Source organism: Streptomyces sp. NPDC032940, assembly GCF_040636935.1.
Lineage (GTDB): Bacteria > Actinomycetota > Actinomycetes > Streptomycetales > Streptomycetaceae > Streptomyces.
The window spans coordinates 23,601-40,058 of the sequence record NZ_JBEZVJ010000008.1 but is presented as its reverse complement, the minus strand read 5'-3'; the positions used below and the strand labels follow the sequence as shown (position 1 = coordinate 40,058).

Below are 16,458 nucleotides of genomic sequence, written 5' to 3'. Positions count from 1 at the left end.
TGTGCCCGACAGGGAGGAGAGCGTCGCCATGCCCGACCGCGCCCCGCAGCCGGTGGACCGGCAACTGCCCACGGACGAGGCACGGGATCTGATCTCGCTCGTCCGCGACATCGCGCAGCGCGAGATCGCCCCGAGCGCGGCCGAGGAGGAGGACGCCGGACGCTTCCCGCGCGAGGTCTTCACCCTGCTCTCCGACTCCGGCCTGCTCGGTCTGCCCTACGACGCGGAGTACGGCGGCGGCGAGCAGCCCTACGAGGTCTATCTCCAGGTCCTGGAGGAGCTCGCCGCGGCCCGGCTCACCGTCGGCCTGGGCGTCAGCGTGCACACCCTCGCCTCCTACGCGCTCGCCGCCTACGGCACCAAGGAGCAGCAGGTGGAGCACCTGCCCGCGATGCTCGGCGGCGGTCTGCTCGGCGCCTACTGCCTCTCCGAGCCGGCCTCCGGCTCGGACGCCGCCTCCCTGCGCACCAAGGCCGTGCGCGACGGGGACGACTGGGTGCTCACCGGCACCAAGGCGTGGATCACGCACGGCGGCATCGCCGACTTCTACACCGTCATGGCCCGCACGGGCGCGGAGGGCCCGCGTGGCATCACCGCCTTCCTCGTCCCCGGCGACGCCGAGGGGCTGAGCGCCGCTGCGCCGGAGAAGAAGATGGGCCTCAAGGGCTCGCCCACCGCCCAGGTCCACCTCGACGGCGTGCGGGTCCCCGACGCGCGCCGCCTCGGCGAGGAGGGCCAGGGCTTCGCGATCGCCCTGTCCGCGCTCGACTCCGGGCGGCTCGGCATCGCCGCCTGCGCGATCGGCGTGGCCCAGGCGGCGCTGGACGAGGCGGTGTCCTACGCGGCCGAGCGACGGCAGTTCGGCAAGCCGATCTCCGACTTCCAGGGACTGCGCTTCCTGCTCGCCGACATGGCCACCCAGATCGAGGCCGGCCGCTCCCTGTACCTGACGGCGGCACGGCTGCGCGACGCGGGTCTGCCCTTCGCCAAGCAGGCCGCCATGGCCAAGCTGTTCTGCACCGACACGGCGATGCGGGTCACCACCGACGCCGTCCAGGTCCTCGGCGGGTACGGCTACACCGCGGACTTCCCGGCCGAGCGCTACATGCGCGAGGCGAAGGTCCTGCAGATCGTCGAGGGCACCAACCAGATCCAGCGGATGGTCATCGGCCGTCACCTCGCGGGTCCCGAGGGACGCTGAAGGTCCCGGTGACGCTGAAGTCACCGGTCGCCACGCTGTCGCCGAGCCCTCGCGGGGGCTCGGCGAGCCGGACCCACTCCGGGTCGTGGCGCCCCGGCAGCGTGCGGCCCCGGTCGGCCCAGGTCCGCATCAACTCGCGGTAGATCGGCGGGTCCGGGGGCTGCGGAGCCGGTGGCACCGGTTCCGTCGGCACCGGCACGAACACGCGGCGCCGGCTCCCGGTCGCCGAGTACGTGGGAGTCATACCAGGGCAACGCCGCGGAGCGCGGACAGGTCACCGGCCCGCGGAATCGGGCGTGCGTTCACGGAGTCCGCCGCGCCCGCGCGGGCCCGACGGCACACCCGTACGCGCCACGGCGGCCTGCGTGCCGTGGCGCGGAAGGACGTGCACCGGGAACGGCGCTCCCGGGGACGCGGTCGCTCAGGCGGCTTCGCGCCACATCGCCGGCACCCGCATCGGGCGCGAGCCCGGGCCGCCGACGTGGGAGAAGGGCTGGGTCCGCCAGTCGAGGCCGTGCGGCAGCGTCAACAGCAGGGCGGTGTCCTGCTCATGGGGCCGGAAGGACTCGTCCGCGGGACGCGCGTCCGTGGCCCTGCGTCCGGTGCCGGCGCAGACGGTCAGCCCGAACGGGTTCCACGGCGAGGCGCACAGCGCGTGCTCCGGCAGCACCTCCTCGTCCGCCAGCAGGGCGATGGGCTGCGCGCAGTCCGGGCAGATCACCCGGTACATCTCGAAGGTGTCGTAGGCGTCGAGCTCCTCGTCGTCGAAGACGTCGGGATCGACGCCCTCCGGCACGGATTCGACGACGGGCTGCTGCCGCTTGGGCGCGGTACGGCCAGGGCGCTTAAGACTCTGCATGGGATTCTCCCCCTCGGGCTGGGCCGGGACGGCACTGCGGTCTCGGCCACAGCAAGCACTTCCCGTCCGCCATCCCGGGTAATCACGAGAACATCACGGAGACGGAGCAGAGTGTGTGGCGTTGGTCACATGCCACTCGCAGGTGCCCGGTGCGGTGGTTCTGTCCCCGCCGCGTCGCCCGCCGGCCCCCGCCCACATCACGAACCGGCATGACCTGGGCTGCTCAGGTTTCCGAGGGGATCAAGCGCACTGTAGGTTCTTGCGCCATGGAGGAGCTGGACCGACAGATCGTGCAGCTGCTCGTCAAGGACGGGCGGATGAGCTACACCGACCTGGGCAAGGCCACGGGCCTGTCCACGTCGGCCGTGCACCAGCGGGTGCGGCGGCTGGAACAGCGTGGCGTCATCCGCGGGTACGCCGCGGTCGTCGACCCGGAGGCCGTCGGGCTGCCGATGACCGCCTTCATCTCCGTCAAACCGTTCGACCCCAGCGCGCCCGACGACATCGCCGACCGGCTGGCCGGGGTCCCCGAGATCGAGGCCTGCCACAGCGTGGCGGGCGACGAGAACTACATTCTCAAGGTCCGCGTGGCCACCCCGCACGAGCTGGAGGAACTGCTCGCCCGGCTGCGTTCCCTGGCCGGTGTGTCGACCCGCACCACCGTGGTCCTCTCGACGCCCTACGAGGCGCGCCCTCCCCGCATCTGACCCCGTCCCGCCGCCCCGGCCCCGCGCGGCGCCGACCTGCGTGCGGGCCGCCCGGCGCGAGGGGCGAGACTGGTGTCCATGAGTGAGTCCACCACCCCGCCCGCCACCGTCCTGCTGCGCCGCGGCGAGGTCCACAGTCCCGCCGACCCCTTCGCGACGGCCATGGTCGTCGAACGCGGCCAGGTCGCCTGGGTCGGCTCCGAGGGTGCCGCGGACGCCTTCGCGGACGGCGTGGACGAGGTGATCGACCTGGACGGCGCGCTGGTCACCCCGGCGTTCACCGACGCACATGTGCACACCACGTCGACCGGCCTCGCCCTCACCGGCCTCGACCTGTCCGGCGCCCCCACCCGCGAGGCGGCCCTCGCCCTCGTCCGGGACTTCGCCGCCGCCCGCCCCGGCGACCGGGTCCTGCTCGGCCACGGCTGGGACGCCTCCCGCTGGCCCGAGGGCCTGCCCCCGACCCGCGCGGAACTGGACGAGGCCACCGGCGGCCGGCCCCTCTACCTCAGCCGTGTCGACGTCCACTCCGCGGTCGTCACCACCGCACTGCTCGACCTGGTCCCGGGCGGCGTCGCGCGCACGGAGGGCCCGCTCACCGCCGGCGACCACCACGCCGTGCGGGCCACCGCGCTGGGCGCCCTCACCCCCGCCCAGCGCGCCGAGGCCCAGCGCGCCGCGCTCACGCACGCCGCCTCCCTCGGCATCGGAACCGTTCACGAGTGCGCAGGCCCGGAGATCTCCTCCGAGGACGACCTCACGGCGCTGCTGCGTCTCGCCGCCGCCGGCGACGGGCCGCGCGTGATCGGCTACTGGGCCGAACGGGACGTCGACAAGGCACGGGAGCTGGGCGCCGTCGGCGCCGCGGGCGACCTCTTCGTCGACGGCGCCCTCGGCTCGCACACCGCCTGCCTGCACGAGCCGTACGCCGACGCCGGCCACAACACCGGCACCGCCTACCTCGACGCCGCCGACGTCGCCGCCCATGTCGTCGCCTGCACCGAGGCGGGCCTCCAGGCGGGCTTCCACGCCATCGGCGACGCCGCCGTGACCGCTGTCGTGGAGGGAGTGCGTGCCGCCGCGGAGAAGGTCGGCCTCGCCCGCGTCCGCGCCGCCCGCCACCGCGTCGAGCACGCCGAGATGCTCACCCCGGACACCGTCGCGGCCCTCGCCGAACTCGGTCTGACCGCCTCCGTCCAGCCCGCCTTCGACGCGCTGTGGGGCGGCGAGGACGGCATGTACGCCCAGCGGCTGGGCGCCGAGCGGGCCTGCACCCTCAACCCCTTCGCCGCCCTGCTGCGCGCCGGCGTCCCGCTGGCCTTCGGCTCCGACAGCCCGGTCACCCCCCTCGACCCGTGGGGCACCGTCCGTGCCGCAGCCTTCCACCGCACGCCGGAGCACCGCGTCTCGGTGCGCGCGGCCTTCACGGCACACACGCGTGGCGGCTGGCGGGCGACCGGCCGGGACGACGCGGGCGTCCTGGTGCCGGGCGCGCCCGCGGACTACGCCGTCTGGCGCACCGGCGCCCTGGTCGTGCAGGCCCCCGACGACCGGGTCGCGCGCTGGTCGACGGACCCGCGCTCCGGCACCCCCGGCCTGCCCGATCTCACCCCCGGCCGGGAGCTGCCGGTCTGCCTGCGCACCGTGGTGGGCGGCCGGACGGTCTTCGTACGGCCGGGCGAGTGATCTCCACGGCCGACGGGGCGGTGATCTTGGGACCCGAGGGCGCGGGGCGTCCGCCGCGCTGACCTGGGCATTGATGTGAAAACCGCAGGTCGAACGACTGTTGACAGGCGACTGCGGAGGGCCGGTAGGTTCGGCGGAGTCCACCACCGGACGCCCGACCGGGAAACCTCCGCGCACTCGCCGCGGCGCCGCTGCGTCAGGGACGGTGTGCCGCACCGGCGCACCGCCACTGGGAGCCAGGCTCAGCGCTCGCGCCACGGCGGGGGAACGATACGGCCGGTCGGGAGGTGTGACCCGGGTGGGGCCCGGGCGCTCAGTAGACAACGGCTTCCGGTCGACCCGCAGCCAGCGGGTCCCGGGCCGGCCCGAAGGGCGCCGGGCCCCCATCCGCCGCGCAAACGGTCCGAAACGCGCATCCCTACCCGCGTTCCGCGGCGTCGACACCACCGATCGCACGTCCTGTCACGTCACCGCAGGCCGCGGCCACTATGGTGGTCCTCTGCGTACGGACATGAAGGGGCAGCAGTGAACGACGGCGACGGGACGCTCGCGGCAGCGGACCACGGGAGGCGGTTCGGCCCCCTGGGCACGGCCCTGGTGATCATCCCGACCTACAACGAGGCGGAGAACATCAAGGCGATCGTCGGGCGCGTGCGCGAGGCGGTCCCCGAGGCGCACGTGCTCGTGGCCGACGACAACAGTCCCGACGGCACCGGCAAGCTCGCCGACGAACTGGCGGCCGGCGACGACCACGTCCAGGTCCTGCACCGCAAGGGCAAGGAGGGGCTGGGCGCCGCCTACCTCGCGGGCTTCCGCTGGGGCCTGGAGCACGGGTACGGCGTGCTGGTCGAGATGGACGCCGACGGCTCCCACCAGCCCGAGGAACTGCCCCGCCTGCTGACCGCGCTCAAGGGCGCCGACCTGGTGCTCGGCTCCCGCTGGGTGCCCGGCGGCCGGGTGGTGAACTGGCCCAAGTCCCGCGAGTTCATCTCCCGCGGCGGCAGCATGTACTCGCGCCTGGCGCTCGATCTGCCGCTGCGCGACATCACGGGCGGCTACCGCGCCTTTCGCCGGGAGACCCTGGAGGGGCTCGGCCTGGACGAGGTCGCCTCCCAGGGCTACTGCTTCCAGGTCGACCTGGCCCGCCGGGCGGTCAAGGCCGGTTACCACGTCGTCGAGGTGCCCATCACGTTCGTCGAGCGCGAACTCGGCGACTCCAAGATGAGCCGCGACATCCTCGTGGAGGCCCTCTGGCGGGTCACCACATGGGGGGTGGGGGAGCGGGTCGGCAAGGTCCTGGGCCGCGACAAGCCCGCCGACAAGCACGCCGGCAGGACCGGTGCCGGGCCTGACGGCGGGCCGGGCCGGCAGGGCGCCGAGGCCGGGCCGGCCGGGAAGAGCGCACCGGCACAGCCGGCCGAGCCGGACGAGAAGGCCGAGCCGGACGAGAAGGCCGAGCCGGACGAGAAGGCCTGATCACCCCCTTATCCCGTGCTGAGCCGGGCCCAGGCACACTGGGAGTATGACGACAGGCGCTCAGACCCCCAGGTCCTCCGCCCGGCCCCGGCGCTCCCGGCTGCGCACCTACCTGCCGCTGGGCCTCGCCGCGTGGCTCGTGCTGGAGATCTGGCTGCTGACCGTGGTCGCGGGGGCGTCCAGCGGGTGGGTGGTCTTCCTCATCCTGGTCGGCGGCGTGGTGCTCGGCTCCGTGGTGATCAAGCGGGCCGGCCGCCGGGCCTTCCGCGACCTCACCGAGACACTGCAACGGCAGCAGCCCGGCGCGATGCCCGCGCCCCGGCCGAACAGCGAGGGCAACGGGCTGACGATGCTGGGCGGCCTGCTCCTGATGATCCCCGGCATGATCTCGGACGCGCTCGGCCTGCTCCTCCTGCTGCCCCCTGTCCAGAAGGCCGTGAGCCGCTCCACGCAGCGCACCGTCGAGCGCAAGCTCCGCGAGGCCGGCCCGGGCACCCTGGGTGACGCCTTCCGGCAGGCCCGTATGCACCGTCCGGACGGCAAGGTCGTCCAGGGCGAGGTCATCCGGGACGAACCGGGCGATGCCCCTCAGGACCCTCGCCCGCCGCTGACGCGCTGACGGGACCGCGCCCGGTGAGCGCCTCGCCGCAAGAGCCCGTGCGAGAGAGCGCATGACAAAGCGCGGGCGCCGCACGTGAAGTCACGTACGGCGCCCGCGTCGCTTGCTGTGCTGAAAGCCGGCTCAGCCCCCGTGGGGACTATGCACTCTTGCGGCTGTCCCGCGGATGAACCGCGATGTTCATCGCGCCGGAGCGCAGAACGGCCAGTCGCTCCTCGAGGACCTCTTCGAGCTCCTCGCGGGTGCGCCGCTCCATCAGCATGTCCCAGTGCGTACGCGCGGGCTTGGCCTTCTTCTCCTCAGGGCCGTCGCCGTCCACCAGGAGTGCCTGGGCCCCGCAGACCTTGCACTCCCACTCCGGCGGGATCTCCGCCTCGACCGAGAAGGGCATCTCGAACCGATGCCCCTTCTCGCATGCGTACTCCACGGCCTGGCGCGGGGCCAGGTCGATGCCGCGGTCCGTCTCGTAGCTGGTCACCACGAGGCGCGTGCCGCGAAGAGCTCGCTCACTCATGAATCGTGCCTCCCGGGCTTGTCGCCCACAGGACAGGTGTCGCTGTCGTCGTCATCCGGTCAACGTCCGGGCGGCGGTAAAGATTCCCGTCCGGAGTCCCCGTTCCGGGCCCTGCGTCGCCGTCGCAGCCGCAGCCTTGTCAACCAGTGCAGTACCCGCCGACGTCCGGTTTGTCACCTCTGTCACCAGATGCGACATAGCGTTTCGGCACCTTTGACGCGCAGTAACGGTACGCCTGGCAGGCCAAACGCGTACACTACCGCCCTTTCGTGCCAAGTGCTAAATCCTTTCGGGTACCGGGTTGCCCGCGTCGCCGATCGCACGCCGTACGGGCACCCGGGCGAGCAGCACGAACCCGATGACGAAGAAGGCCACCAGCGAGATGATCGCGTCCCGGTAGCTCCCGGTCAGCTGGTAGGTGAGGCCGAACAGCAGCGGCCCGAGCCAGCTCATGCCGCGGTCGCTCATCTCGTACGCGGAGAAGTACTCGGCCTCCCTGCCCGGCGGGACCAGATGGGAGAAGAGCGAGCGGGACAGCGCCTGGCTGCCGCCGAGGACCAGGCCGATGCCGGCCGCCAGCACGAAGAACCACGCCGGCGCCCCGGCCGGCAGGAAGTAGCCGGCCGCGAGCGTGACCGTCCAGGCGACCAGCGATCCGAGGATGGTGCGCTTGGCGCCGTAGGTCCGTGCCAGCCGGCCAAGCGCCAGCGCGCCCACCACCGCCAGGACCTGGACCAGCAGCACGGCCACGATGAGCGTGGACTGCCCGAGCCCCAGTTCCTCGGAGCCGTAGACCGAGGCCTGGGAGATCACCGTCTGGATGCCGTCGTTGTAGACCAGGTAGGCCAGCAGGAAGGCCAGGGTCAGCGGATGGCGGCGCATGTCGCGGACGGTCGCCGCGAGCTGCCGGAAGCCCGGCAGGGCGGCCTCCCGGGCGGCGACGCGGCGGTCGCGCAGCCGCCGTAGCGGTATGAGCGCGAAGGCGCCCCACCACAGTCCGGCCGAGGCGAGGCAGACGCGGACGGCCTCGCTCTCGCTCAGACCGAAGGAGGCGTGCCCCGTGTAGAGCACCAGGTTCGCGATCAGGACCAGCGATCCGGACGCGTAGCCGAAGGCCCAGCCGCGCGAGGAGACCGCGTCGCGCTCCTCGGGCGGCGCGATCTGCGGCAGATAGGAGTTGTAGAGCATCATCGCCACCGACTGCGCGGCGTTCGCGACGACCAGCAGCAGGCCGCCCAGCAGATAGCGGTCGCCGTCGAGGAAGAACATGCCGGCCGTCGCCGCCGCCCCGGTGTACGCGGCGGCCCCGAGCAGCGGCTTCTTGCGGCCCGTACGGTCGGCCGCGGCGCCCACCACGGGCATCACCAGCACCGCGACGATCACCGACAGGGACACCGAGTACGCGAAGAAGGACCCGGAGCGCACCGGGATGCCCAGGGGGTGCACATAGCCGTCCGCGTCCGCCGCCGACTCGGCGACCGACGTCAGATACGGCCCCAGGAACACGGTGAGCACGCTCGTCGAGTAGACCGAGCACGCCCAGTCGTAGAAGTACCAGCCGCGCTGCTCGCGCCGCCGGCCGTCGGCCCCGTCGGCCGCGTCCGTCCGCACGGTGTCGATGCCCACCCGTGCCCTCGCTTCCCCGTGAACGCGCGCCGCCGCCGGTGCCCGGCCACGGGTCCCGGAGGCTCAGACCCAGACGCCGCGGTCCTCCATGACCTTGCGCAGTGTGTCGATGTGATCGGTCATGATGCCATCCACTCCCAGGTCCAGGAGCCGGTGCATACGGGCCGGATCGTTCACCGTCCACACGTGCACCTGGAGCCCGCGCGCGTGGGCGGCGCGCACGAACCGGTGGTCCACCACCGGAACGCCCGACTGGGCCTCCGGCACCTGTGCGGCCACGGCCGAGCGGCGCAGCACGGCCGGCACGCCCCAGGAGCGCAGCCGTAGGGCGAACACGCCCCGGGTGCCGTACGAGGTCGCCAGGCGCGGCCCGGCCAGCCGCTGCGCGCGCACGACGCGGGCCTCGGAGAACGAGCCGACGCAGATCCGGCCCCAGGCGTTCGTCCGCCGGACCAGCTCCAGGAGGGGCCGCAGCGCCGGCTCCGCCTTCACGTCGATGTTCCAGCGCACCTCGGGGAAGGCCTCCAGCAACTCCTCGAAGAGGGGCACCGGCTCCTCGCCCGCCACGCGCGCGTGGCGCACCTCCTCCCAGCGCAGATCGGCGATCCGGCCGGCCCCGTCCGTCACCCGGTCCAGGGTCGCGTCGTGGAAGGCGACGAGCCTGCCGTCCCGCGTGGCGTGGACGTCGGTCTCGATGTACCGGTAGCCGGCGTCGACCGCCCGCCGGAACTGGCGCAGGGTGTTCTCCAGGCCGTCCTCCGCTCCGCCCCGGTGGGCGAAGGCGATCGGACCGGGATGGTCGAGGTAGGGGTGGCGTATCGGGGTGGTCACCGCCGCAGTATCGCGCGCGAGGGCCGAGCCGCGGCAACCACCGTGCTGCCCTCCGGTGCCGCCGGCACGGCGAACAGCCGCAGGAAGACCTGGGCGAGCGGCCCGATCGCCAGGGCGTACAGGAGGGTGCCGACCCCCACCGTGCCGCCGAGGACGAAGCCCGTCGTCACCACGGTGACCTCCAGCACCGTGCGCACCAGGCGCACCGACAGGCCCGTGCGCCGGTTCAGGCCCGTCATCAGACCGTCTCGCGGGCCCGGTCCGAACCGGGCCGCGATGTACAGCCCGGTCGCCGCGCCGTTCAGGACGATCCCGGCCGCCATCATGGCGATCCGCAGCGTCCAGCCGTGGCCGTCGGGCACCACGGCCAGCGTGGCGTCCATCGCGGCGCCGATCACCAGCACGTTGGAGACCGTGCCCAGGCCCGGCCGCTGGCGCAGCGGGATCCACAGCAGCAGCACGGCCGCGCCCACGACGGTCAGCACCACGCCCATGGACAGACCCGCGCGCTCGGCGAGGCCCTGGTGCAACACGTTCCAGGGTTCGAGGCCGAGCCCGGACCTGACCAGCAGCGCCGAGCTGGCGCCGTAGAGCACGAGGCCGCCGTAGAGCTGTGTCAGTCGCCGCGCGAAACGAGCGTGTCCGGATCGGCTGGACAAGACGTGCCCCCTGTGTGGTGGTAGTGGACTGCTGCATGACACCCTGTGGCTTGAGAAGCAGAGCCAACCATGGCCAATTCGGGGAAGGTGGACTGATTTCCATGGCGCAGTGGACCTCGGCCGTGGGGGCGGCCCAGCTCGCCCGGCTCCTCGGCTCCCAGCAGGACCGCCCGGCAGGACCCGGCACCCGCCGCCCGCCCGCCTACCGCGCGCTCGCCGACGGCATCCGGCTGCTGGTCCTCGAGGGCCGGGTGCCGGTCGCCGCCCGGCTGCCCGCCGAACGCGAACTGGCGCTCGCCCTGACCGTCAGCCGCACCACGGTCGCCGCCGCCTACGAGGCCCTGCGCGCCGAGGGCTTCCTGGAGTCCCGCCGCGGCGCCGGCAGCTGGACCGCCGTACCGGCGGGGAACCCGCTGCCCGCGCGCGGCCTGGAGCCGCTGCCGCCCGAGGCCCTCGGCTCGATGATCGACCTCGGCTGCGCGGCGCTGCCCGCGCCCGAGCCCTGGCTCACCCGCGCGGTACAGGGCGCCCTCGAGGAGCTGCCGCCCTACGCGCACACCCACGGCGACTACCCGGCCGGGCTGCCCGCGCTGCGGTCGATGATCGCCGAGCGTTACACCGCGCGCGGCATCCCGACCATGCCCGAGCAGATCATGGTGACCACCGGTGCCATGGGGGCGATCGACGCGATCTGCCACCTCTTCGGGGGCCGCGGCGAGCGCATCGCCGTCGAGTCGCCGTCGTACGCCAACATCCTCCAGCTGATGCGCGAGGCGGGGGCGCGGCTGGTCCCCGTCGCGATGGCCGAGGGCCTCACCGGCTGGGACGTGGACCGCTGGCGGCAGGTGCTGCGGGAGGCGGCGCCCCGCATCGCCTACGTCGTCGCCGACTTCCACAACCCCACCGGCGCGCTCGCCGACGACGACCAGCGGCGCCGGCTGGTGGACGCGGCCCGCTCGGCCGGCACCGTGCTCGTCGCGGACGAGACGATGAGCGAGCTGTGGCTCGAGGACGACGTCGAGATGCCGCGCCCCGTCTGTGCCTTCGACCCGGCCGGCTCCACGGTCGTCACCGTCGGCTCGGCCAGCAAGGCCTTCTGGGCCGGGATGCGCATCGGCTGGGTCCGCGCCGCCCCCGACGTGATCCGCAGCCTGGTCGCCGCGCGCGCCTACGCCGACCTGGGCACGCCGGTGCTGGAGCAGCTCGCGGTGAACTGGCTGTTCAGCACGGGCGGCTGGGAGCAGGCGGTGCGGATGCGCCGCGAGCAGGCCCGGCAGAACCGCGACGAGCTGGTGGCGGCGGTACGGCGCGAGCTGCCGGACTGGGAGTTCGAGGTGCCCCGCGGCGGCCTCACCCTGTGGGTGCGCTCCGGCGGCCTCTCGGGCTCGCGGCTCGCCGAGGCGGGGGAGCGGGTCGGGGTGCGGGTCCCGTCCGGGCCGAGATTCGGGGTCGACGGGGCCTTCGAGGGCTATGTCCGGCTGCCGTTCACCGTCGGCGGAGCCGTGGCGGACGAGGCGGCGGTCCGCCTGGCCGCGGCGGCCCGGCTGGTGGAGAACGGCGGCACCGGGGGGAACGAGGCGCCCCGCACCTTCGTGGCCTAGGTAGGCCGTGTCCGCGCACGGTGCGGACACGGCCCGTCGTTCGGGTCAGGCCGTCTCCGCCGCGGCGACCCTCTCGCCCGGCGCGGCCTCGGCGGTGGACCTCGCCGGCGCCGAGGACGCCGCGACCGGCTCGGGGTCGGGTTCGGGCTCGGGCTCGGGCTCGGACGTGCCCGGGGTGTCGTCGGCCTCCCCGGTCTCCCTGTCCTCGGTCTCCCTCTTCCCGGTCTCCCCGGTCTTCTCGGCGGGGGACCTGGTCTCGAGCCTCGCCGTGCCCTCGGTGGAGACGGTCCGCGTCTCGGCCGGAAGGTCCTTCGTCTTGATCAGGATCGTGTGCGGCCTGGCCTTCGCCGGCACGGCCGCCTGTTCACCGTCGGCGGGCGTCGTGCGCGGCGGCAGCAGGTCGAGGACCGCCTGCCGCTGTGCGTCGCTCGTCGCGTCGTCGTAGGGGTCCGGCGTGGCCGGCACCTGGAGCCGGTGCACCGGGCCCGAGCCGAGGCGGGCGTAGCCGCGGCCGGGCGGCACCTGGTCGACGGGCGTCGTGTGCGGGGCGGCGCCCAGCACCGTGGTCAGCTCGTCGGCCGTGGCCGGGCCGAGTACCACCCGCGCGCGCGTGTGCTGCCGTACCGCGTCGACGAGACCGTCCAGCGCGTCCAGCTGTTCGGCGACGACCACCGTCACGTTCGCCGCCCGGCCGTGCCGCAGCGGGATCTGCAGCAGGGTCTGGGGGTCCCTGCGGCCGTCCGCGGCGGCGAGGTGCGTGAACGCGCTCGGGCGGTCCACGAGGACCCACAGCGGACGCCGGGCGTCGTCGGGCGCCGGCCGGCCCTCCTGGCGGGCCCGGTTGGCGGCGATCAGCCGGCGCTCCGTCTCGTGGGCGGCCCACTCGAGGCTGGTCAGCGCCCCGGCGAGGCCGCACTCGACCGCCAGGACGCCGTCGCGTCCGGTCAGACAGGCGTACTCGCCGGTGCCGCCGCCGTCCACGATGACCAGGTCGCCGTGGTGCAGGGCCTGGAGGGCGATCGAGCGCAGCAGCGTGGAGGTGCCGGTGCCCGGCTGCCCGAGGACCAGCAGATGCGGCTCGGTGGAGCGGATGCCCGTGCGCCAGACGACCGGCGGCACGTCCCGCCGCTCCTCGCCGTGGGTGAGCGGAAGCGTGCGCTGCACACGGGTCGGGTCGGTGAAGCCGAGGACCGTCTCGCCCGGTGCCGTGACGAACCGCTGGGCGGCGATGTCGGCGGGCAGCGGCGGGAGGACGGTGAGGGTGAGGTGATTGGCCTCCTCGTCCCATGTGTAGTGGTACTCGCGGCCCCGGCCGGCCTTGGCGGTGAGCAGGTGCTCGATCCGCGCCCGGGACTGCGCCTCCCCGTCCGTGAAGTACGCCGGGTAGCGGATCACCAGCTCGGTGACCCGGCCGGCCTCGTCGAACTCGTGCGCCGGGAACGCCTTCTCCCACGCGCCGCCGTGGACGTAGAGCGGATCCGGGTCCTCGGCGATCGAGAAGTACGGGACCAGCGCCTCGTACAGCGACTTGAGGCGCTGGATCTGCGCGTCGTCGGGGCCCGCGGGCCGCGGCGGCGTGCGGTCCCTGCCCTGCCACGCCGCCGCCGACATCAGGACGATGACGGCGAGCAGCGGGCCGTACGGCGCCAGTGCCACGACCAGGACCACGGAGGCCACCAGGAACAGCAGCGCACCGCGCCGGTCCTTGGGGGTCTCGGTCCATCTGCGCCGGGCGGCCGAGGCCAGCCGGCGCAGACCGCGCCCGATCGTGATGAGGGGCTGGAGGACGTCCGTGGCGCCGTCGGCCGCCGTCCGGGCCAGCTCCCGGCTCCGGGCGAGCTGTGCGCCGCCGTTGCTCAGAATGCGGGGGAGGGGCCGCCGGGCCACTGCTGCCTCCTGGGAGTGCGTACGTGCGGGTTTCGGGCAGGCCGAGCCGTCAGAACTTGATTCCGCCGAGGAGGCCCGCCAGGCTCTCGCCGCCCGCTCTGATGCTCGGGGCGATGGCCGTGCTGGCCAGGTAGAAGCCGAACAGGACCGCGACCAGCGCGTGCGAGGCCTTGAGGCCGTCCTTGCGGAAGAAGATGAAGACGACGATGCCGAGCAGGACCACGCCTGAGATCGAGAGGATCATGTGAGTTCTCCTGGTTCGCGGGGACAGTCACCATGAGTACTTCCAGGCTCACAGGATGTATCCATACGATTAAAGGTGCAAATGGAGGAATTTTCATAAAATTGCCCCGTGTGGCGGAGCGGTCCCGTGGCCGGCCGCGCACCGGGGCCGCCCACGGCCGGGCCCGTGACGATCTTTGCCTCGGGCGCGTCCGCTCATGTGCGGCGCGAGCCGTTACCCTGGCGATTCACTCGTACGGCCGCACCGCTCGCGGCCGTGCGCACACGCAGTCCCCGACGTTCGTACGTCCGTGAGTGAGAGGTGGTCCGGCCGATGAGTGAAGCCCCCGACCCCGAGGTCGTGGAGCTGGCGACCAAGATCTTCGATCTGGCCCGGCAGGGGCGGACCGAAGAGCTGGTGGCCTATGTGGACGCCGGCGTTCCGGCCAACCTCACCAATGACCGCGGCGACTCCCTCGTCATGCTCGCCGCCTACCACGGCCACGCCGACGCGGTCCGCGCGCTGCTGGCCCGCGGCGCCGACGCGGACCGGGTCAACGACCGGGGACAGACCCCGCTCGCCGGCGCCGCCTTCAAGGGGGAGACGGCCGTGACCAAGGCGCTCCTCGAGGCCGGCGCGGACCCGTCCGCGGGCACCCCGTCGGCGGTCGACACGGCGCGGATGTTCGCCAGGACCGACCTGCTGGAGCTGTTCGGGGTGGCGTGAGCCATCGCCGTTCCACTCCTGGCGCTCCACGCTGACCAGGGAAAACACTACAAACGGGGGAGGCGGTACGAGGCCGCCGAAATTTCGGTCGCGGCAGCTGTGACCGCCGGGTCATCATGACGACGTGGTTCACGGACGCGATGGCTGGGCAGGTGTTGCCGCACCGCGCGGGCCGTGATGCGGCCCGCATGGGCCACCGACGAGAGGCAGAGAAACATGGGTCACGGCAAGCAAGAGACGGCGGGCGCTCCGACGTGTTGTCACGCGGCCAGGTAATGCGTGGTTCCCGGTTGCGTCGACGCTTGATGTGAGGCTGTTTCCCATGTTCGATCCGGTCATAGCGCCCAGCGGTACCCTGCTCGGCCTGCTTCAGCGGGGTCGCGGCGACGGCACGCTGCACGCGCTCACCGCCCCGCGCGCCGAAGCGCTCGCCGCGCTGAACCACTGTGTGCTGCGCGATCCCCGCCACGACTGGCAGGTGGAGAACCGCTCCCTGTACTACGCCCGCCTCTACCTCGACCTGAACGGCGAGCTGGACGCGATCGAGACCCACCTCTTCGACCCCGAGGACGTCCTCGACTCCGAAGAGTCGCGCACCGGCCTGGCCCTCGCGGTCCTCGGCCACCTCGCCTCCTACGGCAGGCTCGACGCGCTCCAGCTGCTGCGCCGGTACGCCGCCCACGGCGTCAACTGGGCCTGGGCGCTGGACGAGCTGGCGCTGCGCGACGACGACGCCGGTCTTCGGGCCCTCGCCGCCCCGGTCCTCGCCCGCTTCCCGCAGGACCCCGAGGGCGACGCCGAACTGGCCGCCGCCGTCCGCGACGCCTTCGAGCCCAGGCCCTGGCGGCTGTGGGCGGAGGATCCCCGCGAATCGGTCGCCACGCGCGTGCGTGCGGCCCACGAGGCGGGCTGCTTCGACCGCTGGCAGCGGCAGATGAGCCCGAGCGGGCCGCGTCCGGGCTGGAGCGTCCGAGCGGTGTTCGACTGGGCCGAGCAGGGCGTCGAGCGCGGCGCCGCGCTCCACGTCCCCGCCGCGCGCTGCCTCACCGCGGTCGCCGGTCCCGACGACCGGGCCGAGATCGTCGAGGCCGCGCGGTCCGGCACCGAGGGTGCCCGCTGCACGGCCCTGCGCTATCTCGCCGACTGCGAGGACCCCGAGGCCCTCGGCCTGATCGAGGGCGCCGTGGCCGACGGCCCGGCACCCGTGGTGGAGGCCGCCGTCGCCGCCTTCGAGCGGATGCGCGGCCCCGCCGCGGTCGACCGCGCGCGCGGCTGGGTGCACCGGCCGGACGCCCTCGGCGCCGCCGCCGGGCGCGTCCTCGCCTGCCGGGGCGGAGCGCAGGACAGTGAACTCGTCCTCGCCGCGCTGCGGGAGGCCGTACGGGGCGAGGGTCCCGACGCGCCCACCCTGTGGACCCTCGTGGACGGCGCCGGCCGGCTCGGCATCGCCTGCGCGGCCCCCGTGCTGCGCCACGTCTACCGCGAGACCGCCTCCTCCCATCTGCGGGGCCGGGCCGCCCGCGCCCTGGCCGCCACCGACCCCTCCTTCGCGGCCGGCTTCGCGGTCGAGTGCCTGTGGGACTGCGAGGAGACCACCCGGGAACTGGCGGCCCGCCATGCCGAGACCGGCGACAACCGCGTCGTCGAACGGCTGCGCAGGCTCGCAGCGGATCCGGCCGAGGAGGACGAGGTCCAGACGGCGGTGCGCAGGCGCTTCAATCCGGACGCACCGGCCGTGTGACCGGGCCGCGGACCCGGCGCGACAGCGAGGGTGTCGCTGAGGGATCGTTCAACGATCCCTCGATACCCACGTTGTTTCGTTCCGGCATCTGCGATTGAATTC

The 16,458-nt window shown here is 73.6% G+C and carries 15 protein-coding genes; 8 read left to right on the top strand and 7 right to left on the bottom strand.

Annotation, left to right across the window (positions count from 1 at the left end; translation table 11 throughout):
* Window positions 1-28 precede the first annotated feature (28 nt).
* Window positions 29-1,201, top strand: a complete 1,173-nt coding sequence (locus AB0E77_RS13295) for an acyl-CoA dehydrogenase family protein (RefSeq protein WP_361569382.1) — start codon at window positions 29-31, stop codon at window positions 1,199-1,201.
* A 421-nt stretch (window positions 1,202-1,622) separates the two neighbouring features.
* On the opposite strand, the gene AB0E77_RS13290 is transcribed toward AB0E77_RS13295, so the two are convergent.
* Window positions 1,623-2,060 (bottom strand): hypothetical protein, encoded by a 438-nt coding sequence (locus tag AB0E77_RS13290; RefSeq protein WP_361569380.1) that lies wholly within the window; start codon window positions 2,058-2,060, stop codon window positions 1,623-1,625.
* 266 nt (window positions 2,061-2,326) lie between these two features.
* Here AB0E77_RS13290 and AB0E77_RS13285 point away from each other — a divergent pair, with 266 nt between their 5' ends.
* The 4 genes from AB0E77_RS13285 (at window position 2,327) to fxsA (ending at window position 6,548) form a co-directional block, all read left to right on the top strand.
* On the top strand, window positions 2,327-2,767 hold the full coding sequence (locus AB0E77_RS13285) for an Lrp/AsnC family transcriptional regulator (protein WP_004002750.1): 441 nt from the start codon (window positions 2,327-2,329) through the stop codon (window positions 2,765-2,767).
* Between the two features lie 78 nt (window positions 2,768-2,845).
* On the top strand, window positions 2,846-4,453 hold the full coding sequence (locus tag AB0E77_RS13280) for an amidohydrolase (RefSeq protein ID WP_361569378.1): 1,608 nt from the start codon (window positions 2,846-2,848) through the stop codon (window positions 4,451-4,453).
* 525 nt (window positions 4,454-4,978) lie between these two features.
* The gene (locus tag AB0E77_RS13275) at window positions 4,979-5,929 is read left to right on the top strand and encodes a polyprenol monophosphomannose synthase (protein WP_361569376.1); all 951 of its coding nucleotides are present in this window, start codon (window positions 4,979-4,981) and stop codon (window positions 5,927-5,929) included.
* A gap of 46 nt (window positions 5,930-5,975) precedes the next feature.
* Window positions 5,976-6,548: an FxsA family membrane protein gene (gene fxsA, locus AB0E77_RS13270; RefSeq protein ID WP_361569374.1), complete on the top strand. Its 573-nt coding sequence runs from the start codon at window positions 5,976-5,978 to the stop codon at window positions 6,546-6,548.
* Between the two features lie 139 nt (window positions 6,549-6,687).
* Here fxsA and AB0E77_RS13265 read toward each other — a convergent pair whose 3' ends face one another.
* From AB0E77_RS13265 to AB0E77_RS13250, 4 genes are all read right to left on the bottom strand, one after another.
* Window positions 6,688-7,062, bottom strand: coding sequence for an RNA polymerase-binding protein RbpA (locus AB0E77_RS13265; RefSeq protein WP_003977404.1), 375 nt, complete (start codon window positions 7,060-7,062; stop codon window positions 6,688-6,690).
* Window positions 7,063-7,341: 279 nt separating this feature from the next.
* Complete coding sequence (locus tag AB0E77_RS13260; protein WP_361569372.1) at window positions 7,342-8,688, bottom strand: MFS transporter; 1,347 nt, start codon at window positions 8,686-8,688, stop codon at window positions 7,342-7,344.
* A 63-nt stretch (window positions 8,689-8,751) separates the two neighbouring features.
* Complete coding sequence (locus AB0E77_RS13255; RefSeq protein WP_361569371.1) at window positions 8,752-9,519, bottom strand: glycerophosphodiester phosphodiesterase; 768 nt, start codon at window positions 9,517-9,519, stop codon at window positions 8,752-8,754.
* Entirely contained in the window at window positions 9,516-10,178 is a 663-nt protein-coding gene (locus tag AB0E77_RS13250; protein WP_361569370.1) for a hypothetical protein, read from the bottom strand. Before AB0E77_RS13250 ends, AB0E77_RS13255 begins: the two co-directional genes overlap by 4 nt.
* Before the next feature lie 101 nt (window positions 10,179-10,279).
* Between AB0E77_RS13250 and AB0E77_RS13245 the strand changes: the two genes are divergently transcribed.
* Window positions 10,280-11,779 (top strand): PLP-dependent aminotransferase family protein, encoded by a 1,500-nt coding sequence (locus tag AB0E77_RS13245; protein ID WP_361569368.1) that lies wholly within the window; start codon window positions 10,280-10,282, stop codon window positions 11,777-11,779.
* 45 nt (window positions 11,780-11,824) lie between these two features.
* Here AB0E77_RS13245 and AB0E77_RS13240 read toward each other — a convergent pair whose 3' ends face one another.
* Both AB0E77_RS13240 and AB0E77_RS13235 read right to left on the bottom strand, forming a co-directional pair.
* Window positions 11,825-13,666: a hypothetical protein gene (locus AB0E77_RS13240; RefSeq protein WP_361569366.1), complete on the bottom strand. Its 1,842-nt coding sequence runs from the start codon at window positions 13,664-13,666 to the stop codon at window positions 11,825-11,827.
* A 49-nt stretch (window positions 13,667-13,715) separates the two neighbouring features.
* Complete coding sequence (locus AB0E77_RS13235) at window positions 13,716-13,910, bottom strand: hypothetical protein (protein WP_161166034.1); 195 nt, start codon at window positions 13,908-13,910, stop codon at window positions 13,716-13,718.
* Window positions 13,911-14,222: 312 nt separating this feature from the next.
* Between AB0E77_RS13235 and AB0E77_RS13230 the strand changes: the two genes are divergently transcribed.
* A complete protein-coding gene (locus AB0E77_RS13230; RefSeq protein ID WP_361569364.1) occupies window positions 14,223-14,615 on the top strand; it encodes an ankyrin repeat domain-containing protein in 393 nt (130 codons plus the stop codon).
* A gap of 322 nt (window positions 14,616-14,937) precedes the next feature.
* Window positions 14,938-16,356, top strand: coding sequence for a HEAT repeat domain-containing protein (locus tag AB0E77_RS13225; RefSeq protein ID WP_361569363.1), 1,419 nt, complete (start codon window positions 14,938-14,940; stop codon window positions 16,354-16,356).
* The last annotated feature ends 102 nt before the right edge of the window (window positions 16,357-16,458 follow it).

Excerpts from the sequence above, each read along its gene's own strand:
- AB0E77_RS13295 (WP_361569382.1), top strand. The coding sequence starts at position 29 with ATGCCCGACCGCGCCCCGCAGCCGGTGGACCGGCAACTGCCCACGGAC.
- AB0E77_RS13290 (WP_361569380.1), bottom strand. The coding sequence starts at position 2,060 with ATGCAGAGTCTTAAGCGCCCTGGCCGTACCGCGCCCAAGCGGCAGCAG.
- AB0E77_RS13285 (WP_004002750.1), top strand. The coding sequence starts at position 2,327 with ATGGAGGAGCTGGACCGACAGATCGTGCAGCTGCTCGTCAAGGACGGG.
- AB0E77_RS13280 (WP_361569378.1), top strand. The coding sequence starts at position 2,846 with ATGAGTGAGTCCACCACCCCGCCCGCCACCGTCCTGCTGCGCCGCGGC.
- fxsA (WP_361569374.1), top strand. The coding sequence starts at position 5,976 with ATGACGACAGGCGCTCAGACCCCCAGGTCCTCCGCCCGGCCCCGGCGC.
- AB0E77_RS13265 (WP_003977404.1), bottom strand. The coding sequence starts at position 7,062 with ATGAGTGAGCGAGCTCTTCGCGGCACGCGCCTCGTGGTGACCAGCTAC.
- AB0E77_RS13245 (WP_361569368.1), top strand. The coding sequence starts at position 10,280 with ATGGCGCAGTGGACCTCGGCCGTGGGGGCGGCCCAGCTCGCCCGGCTC.
- AB0E77_RS13235 (WP_161166034.1), bottom strand. The coding sequence starts at position 13,910 with ATGATCCTCTCGATCTCAGGCGTGGTCCTGCTCGGCATCGTCGTCTTC.
- AB0E77_RS13230 (WP_361569364.1), top strand. The coding sequence starts at position 14,223 with ATGAGTGAAGCCCCCGACCCCGAGGTCGTGGAGCTGGCGACCAAGATC.
- AB0E77_RS13225 (WP_361569363.1), top strand. The coding sequence starts at position 14,938 with ATGTTCGATCCGGTCATAGCGCCCAGCGGTACCCTGCTCGGCCTGCTT.